Annotated in this window: 6 protein-coding genes; 2 read left to right on the top strand and 4 right to left on the bottom strand. The window is 63.8% G+C overall.

Annotated features, from left to right (window positions below):
• The 4 genes from VEK15_05450 to VEK15_05435 all read right to left on the bottom strand — a co-directional run.
• Positions 1-130, bottom strand: a 130-nt coding sequence (locus tag VEK15_05450; GenBank protein HXV60118.1) for a transcriptional regulator, incomplete at its 3' end; no start/stop codon positions are given.
• Positions 131-164: 34 nt separating this feature from the next.
• On the bottom strand, positions 165-1,337 hold the full coding sequence (locus tag VEK15_05445; GenBank protein ID HXV60117.1) for a serine hydrolase: 1,173 nt from the start codon (positions 1,335-1,337) through the stop codon (positions 165-167).
• A 90-nt stretch (positions 1,338-1,427) separates the two neighbouring features.
• Positions 1,428-1,856: a type II toxin-antitoxin system VapC family toxin gene (locus VEK15_05440; protein HXV60116.1), complete on the bottom strand. Its 429-nt coding sequence runs from the start codon at positions 1,854-1,856 to the stop codon at positions 1,428-1,430.
• Complete coding sequence (locus VEK15_05435) at positions 1,853-2,152, bottom strand: type II toxin-antitoxin system prevent-host-death family antitoxin (GenBank protein HXV60115.1); 300 nt, start codon at positions 2,150-2,152, stop codon at positions 1,853-1,855. The genes VEK15_05440 and VEK15_05435 overlap by 4 nt, the downstream gene beginning before the upstream one ends.
• Before the next feature lie 17 nt (positions 2,153-2,169).
• Here VEK15_05435 and VEK15_05430 point away from each other — a divergent pair, with 17 nt between their 5' ends.
• Both VEK15_05430 and VEK15_05425 read left to right on the top strand, forming a co-directional pair.
• The gene (locus VEK15_05430) at positions 2,170-3,876 is read left to right on the top strand and encodes an ATP-binding protein (GenBank protein ID HXV60114.1); all 1,707 of its coding nucleotides are present in this window, start codon (positions 2,170-2,172) and stop codon (positions 3,874-3,876) included.
• Between the two features lie 11 nt (positions 3,877-3,887).
• Positions 3,888-5,249 (top strand): sigma-54 dependent transcriptional regulator, encoded by a 1,362-nt coding sequence (locus VEK15_05425; GenBank protein HXV60113.1) that lies wholly within the window; start codon positions 3,888-3,890, stop codon positions 5,247-5,249.
• The last annotated feature ends 308 nt before the right edge of the window (positions 5,250-5,557 follow it).

The following is a 5,557-nucleotide window of genomic DNA, read 5'->3' as shown; positions in this document are numbered from 1 at the left end:
ACAACCCGGTGCGATGCCCGATCGATAGCATCAAGCACAGCGCGCCATGATTCAGCGCCGACAGGAGATTCTCCGCGAACGCTTCGGCCTTGGCCGCGTCGAATTCGGGCTGAGCGTCCGTCGTCGACATCTTATTTACCTCCTTGGTCAATCCTTTCGCGTGGTCACTCACGCACGGCTTCGAGAATCCGCTCGAGCGCGAAGGCTGCCGAAAGCGACGGCTTGTCGTAGATATTCCAGCCGGTGAATACGGCCAGGAGATCGTGCTCGGGGAGGACGAGGAGGATCTGGCCTCCATAGCCGAGGCAAGTATAAGCGTAGGAGCCGGTGTCGTACGGAAGAAGCCACCATTGAAAGCCGTATTTCCGATCGTTAGACTCCGAGACGTCGACGGCAGGCGTGGTCGTCGAGGCGACCCACCCCTCGGGCAGGATGCGTTTATCTTCCCAGACCCCGTCGTGGAGGTAGAGGTAGCCGAACTTGGCCAGGTCGCGCGCGGTCAGATAGAGACCTCCCTCGGTGTCGACGAGGCCCGTCGGAGTCTTCTTCCAGTAGAAGCTTTCGATACCGAGAGGACCGAAGAGATGCTCGACGGCGTATTCATCCGCGTGCTTACCCGTCGCCTTGAAGAGAATGTGCGCCAGCATCACCGTGACCCCGCTGTTGTAGACGAATCGTTCGCCGGGCGTCGTCGCCATCGGCCTTCCCAGCACGTAGCGGATCCAGTCCTCGCTCGCTTCCATGACCGCGCAGTCGTTTCCCGGATCGGTGTAAGGGACGGTGCTCTCGTCCCAGGCGATGCCCGACGTCATCGTCAAGAGATCCCGTAGCTTCATCGCCCGCCAGCGAGGGTCGCCGTCGGTGGATTCGAACCCGTCGAAATAGCGTGACGCTTCCACGTCGGTACCCGGAATCTCGCCTCTGCGGATGGCAATACCGACGAGTGCCGAAGTGACGCTCTTCGAAACGGACTGCATGGTATGAAGCGGACCGCTCTTGTAATAAGGATGCCAGTCGGGGTCGTAGTAGTTGTACTGCCATCGTTTCGGGTCCTTGCCCTCGAAGAGCGCCTGGTAATCGTGGGAATAGGATTTCTCGTAAACGAGATAACCATTTCGAACGACGAGCATGCCGTCGACATAGCCGTGCTTGCCCGACGCGAGCTCCCGATCGAGCGCGTCGAGCACCGTGACATCGACGCCCTGGTCAGCCGGTGTCGAATGCTTCCAGCCCGCTGTCGGCCAACCCCCTTCACTCTGGGCGAGCCCCGGCGCGGTGTAAAGGAAGCCAGCGAGCAGCACTCCGAGCGTGTTGCGGAAAGCCCAAAGTCGTTTCATAAAATGTCCCCTCTTTGCCTTGATTGTAACCGGTATCCGCTTCTTGCCGGTGGCGCTACGAGCAGCTCCTGAGCGCTCGGGCGGACGATGTCAACCCGCAGGAGGGAGTGTCAAGCCTTGGTCTTCGGCGGCATCGTTCAGCTTCCCGTCGAACGCCAAGAAGATCACGGGCGCGTCGGTGCTGTCTCGTACGTGAATGGAGGAGGCCAGCTGCATCGCGTTGCTCGCGCGCAAGGGGTACCGGAGAAGGAGTCCTCGCGCTGCACGGGCGACCTCGGGAAAGAGCTCGATGACGTAGAAGGATTGCATGTCTTCCCGCAGCCTGGAGAGCGCGCGATCACGCTCTGCCGGCGCAATCGAGCCTTCCCTTGATCGTCGAACGAGAGCGGAAGCGATCTCGACCTCCGATATGCGGCTCGTGCAGACGTAACACTCTTCGACTAGACGCCTGACGAAGTCACTGTTAGCCTCCTCGACGTAACGCTTGACCAGCGCGCTTGCGTCGAAGTAGCCGATCAAAACCGGTCTTCTCGGTCTTCGATGATGGTCACGGAGAGGGGGCGACCGGTCATTCGAATCGCACGAAAGGAGGCGAGCTTCTTTCTGGACTCGCGCGTGAGGGACCCGCGGGCCACGAGCTCGTCCAGGCGCGCTTTCTCGCTCGTCCCGCCGGTGGGGAGAGGGCGAATCTCGGCAACCGGCTCGCCTCTTTCGGTGATGATCAAGGTGGCTCCGGCCCGGACCTCGCGGAGATAGGTGCCTAATCGAGTCTTGAGCTCCCGAGCTCCTACCTCCCGCCGCTTCGGTCCCAGCATGTGGTTATTGTGACCACATGCGACTCGCAAGTCAAGACGCGGCGCGCGCCAAAAGAGTGCGGCTTTCCAGCAATCCGGCGGGAGCCTCCGGAGCCGGGAGAATCGCACGCTATTTCGCTATAGTGAGTCTCGAGATGTCGCGCGCATCCGTCGAGACCTCACGTGCCTGGGGAGGGTGGCTTCGCGTTTCGGCTTTCGTCGCCGTCGTGGCGGCCGGTTTCGCCGGATGGTGGAGCATCGCTTCGGCCCGGAAGGGCGCGGTAGAGGGCGCCATTCTCGCCTTCGAGAACGCGGTGGCGGCGCGTGCGCGAATCCTCGAGAGCCGGCTCGCGGCGGTACGGAGCGACCTCATCTTTCTCGCAGGCTCCGCGCCTCTTGCCCAAGTGGACTTCGGCGAGCCCTCGGTCGACGATTGGCGAGAGGTGGGAGCGGAGAGCGCCGTCTTGCTCTTTCTTCGCGGACATCCGGAGGTGGTTCGCGTTGCGGCAAACTCCTCCGAGGGAACGCCTGTTTTTCACGCGGGAAGGCGCGGGGGTGTCCCGCTCCTATGGGTCGCCCGAAACCCGACGGGTCTCGAAGGGGTTGCGGTCGCTCCCGGGCGTCAGAGACTCCTGGCTCGAGTCGCCTGGCGCGAGGCCCGGGACGCGAGTGGCGATCCCCCGACTCTCGAGATCGAAGTGGAGCCATCGGAGCTTCTCTTGCCAGGCGAGGCATCCTGGAGCTGCGAGCTCCAGGATGCGTCTGGCGCCGTCATCTCGAGCCAAACGAGCGTTCAGCCCGGCGAAGCGTCGCTAGTCGCCTCCGCTTCGATCGAAGCCCAGGGATGGTCGGTCCCGTCCCCGTGGCGGCTCGCTTGTGAACAGCCCGAGCTCGCGGCGATGGCCCTCGTTGGACCATTGGTCGAACGCTATCGGACGACGCTCCTCGTCGCTCCGGTCGTCATCGCCTTGACGCTCATCCTCGCTTTCACCGCGGTCCAGGAATCGCGCCGCCGAGAGCGCATCGAGGCACGGGTGCGTGAGGAGGCGCGCACGCGGGCCCTCGAGCATCAGCTCTTTCACGCCGAACGGCTCGCTACCGTCGGTCGCCTCGCCGCCGGGATCGCTCACGAGATCAACAACCCTCTCGAGGGAATGTCCAACTGGCTGAGTCTCGCTCGTCGAGACCTCGATGACGGTCGCATCGACGAGGTCGATGGCCACCTCGCGCGGGTGAGAGAAGGGCTGGAGAGAGCCGCGGCGATCGTACGCCAAGTGTTGGCTCATGCGGAGCCCTCGGGCGCGCCCCATTCCACGGTGGACCTTCACGAGGTGATTCGAGACACGAGCCGCCTGGTTCAGTCGCGAAAGGAATTCCGAGGGATCTCGTTCGAGCTGGACTTCGCTTCGGGCCCGCTTCTCGTTCGGGGCAACCGGGTGACGCTCGGGCAGGTGACCCTGAACCTGATCTTGAACGCTTGCGAGGTCCAGCCGAATGGCGGCGAGGTCCGGGTGAGCACGCGATCCGAGAACGGTCTCGCGGTGGCGGAGTTCGCCGATCGAGGGCAAGGCGTGCCCGAGGCGGATCGCGAGCGTATCTTCGAGCCTTTCTTCACGACCAAGAGCTCGACCGGGCTGGGGCTCTCCATCTGCCACGGCATCGTGAAACAGCACGAAGGGGAGTTGGCGGTTTTCTCCCGCGAAGGAGGGGGGAGCGTCTTCCGCCTGGCGCTCCCGACCCATTGACGGAGAAAACGATGGCTCATCGTGGGAGAGTGCTGGTCGTCGAGGACGAGGCTTACGTTCGAGAGTCGCTCGTCGCGATCCTGAACAAGCGTGGCTTCGAGGCCGAGCCCGCGGGCTCCGTCGCCGAGGCAGCGGACATCCTCGCCCGCTCTCCCGTGGACGTGGTCCTTTCCGATCTCCGCATGCCCGAGGCGGACGGCCTCGAGCTCGTGCGGCGTTTCCAGGTGGATTATCCCGAGCTTCCCGTCGTCATCCTTACTGGCCACGGCACGGTGGCCTCCGCGGTCGCCTGTCTCCGCGCGGGAGCGAGCGACTATGTCCTAAAGCCCGTCGAGCCGGAAGCTCTGGAGGTGGTAATCGAACGGGCGATGAGCTCTCGCTCCCTTCGTCGGGAGCTGCTCTACCTCCGAAAGAGCGCGTCTTTCGGACCGTCAGTGCCGATTGGCGAGAGCGCTGCCTGGCGTCGGGTCATGAAAATGGTGGATGCCGCTGCCGCCGCCGACTCTTCGGTGCTGCTCGTCGGCGAGACCGGCACCGGAAAAGAGCTTCTGGCCCGGCGAATCCACGCAATGTCGCCGCGGGCATCCCAGCCTTTCGTTAAGGTGAACTGCGCCGCCGTTCCTCTCGAGATGTGGGAGAGCGAGTTCTTCGGCCATCGCAAGGGCTCGTTCACCGGCGCCGCTTCCGATCGCGAGGGCCGGTTCCAGCTGGCTCATGGAGGCACGCTCCTTCTCGACGAGATCGGGGCCATGCCCGCCGCTGGGCAAGCCAAGCTCCTGCGCGTGATCCAGGATGGAGAGTTCGACCGCCTCGGAGACACTCGGCCGACGCGGGTCGACGTGCGCGTCATCGCGTCGACCAACAGCGACCTCGAAGCCGAGGTCGCAAAAGGGACGTTCCGCTCCGATCTCTTCTTTCGCCTGAACGTTCTCGGAATCCGGGTCCCTCCGCTACGGGAGCGGCCCGACGACATCCCGCTTCTGGCGAGCTATTTCGTGGGCGAGGTGTCGGCCCGGCTGCGGAGGACGGCGCCGGCGCTTCCTCTCGAGACGCTCTCGAGGCTTCGGGCCTATTCCTGGCCGGGGAACGTTCGGGAGCTCCGAAACGTGCTCGAGCGCGCGCTCGTCCTCGATCCCGTGGGAGGCCTTCTCGATCTGGATTTGCTTCCCGCGGGGGGAGCGTCGGCGAAGTCGGAAGACTCGGCCGATCTCAATCTCCGAAGCGCGCTCGCGCGGCTCGAGCGGCAGCTCATCCAGGAGGCGCTCCGCCGGTCGCGGCTCACGCGCAAGGACGCCGCGCGGCTTCTCGGGATCGATCCGCGAAATCTGAGCTATTACCTTCGCAAGCACGGCCTCGAGCTCGACGAGTCATAAATTTTACGCGCCGGGGAGGCGGGGCACATAGACTCTATGCGCATTCTCGGTGAAGTCTCGACTCGCGATGAGCGGAAAAGGCGCTATCTTGCTGATGGTTAGAGAGTTGGCGCATCGTCAGACGACGCCGGCCCGCTGGCACCGGGATTGCTAACGAGCGATCTCCATGCGGAAACCGATCGACACATCAAGCCGCTTGAGCCGCTGGGTGCTCTGGAGCTTCGTCCTCCTCGTTCTGAACGCGAGCTACCTCGCGGCCTTTGCCGAGCCCAATCTCTTCTACATGTCCAACGTCTTGCTCCACGTCG

This window comes from Vicinamibacteria bacterium, assembly GCA_035620555.1.
In the GTDB taxonomy this organism is placed as follows: Bacteria; Acidobacteriota; Vicinamibacteria; order Marinacidobacterales; family SMYC01; genus DASPGQ01.
Note: the sequence above shows the minus strand (reverse complement) of the source record. Positions and strands in the feature narration are given on the sequence as shown.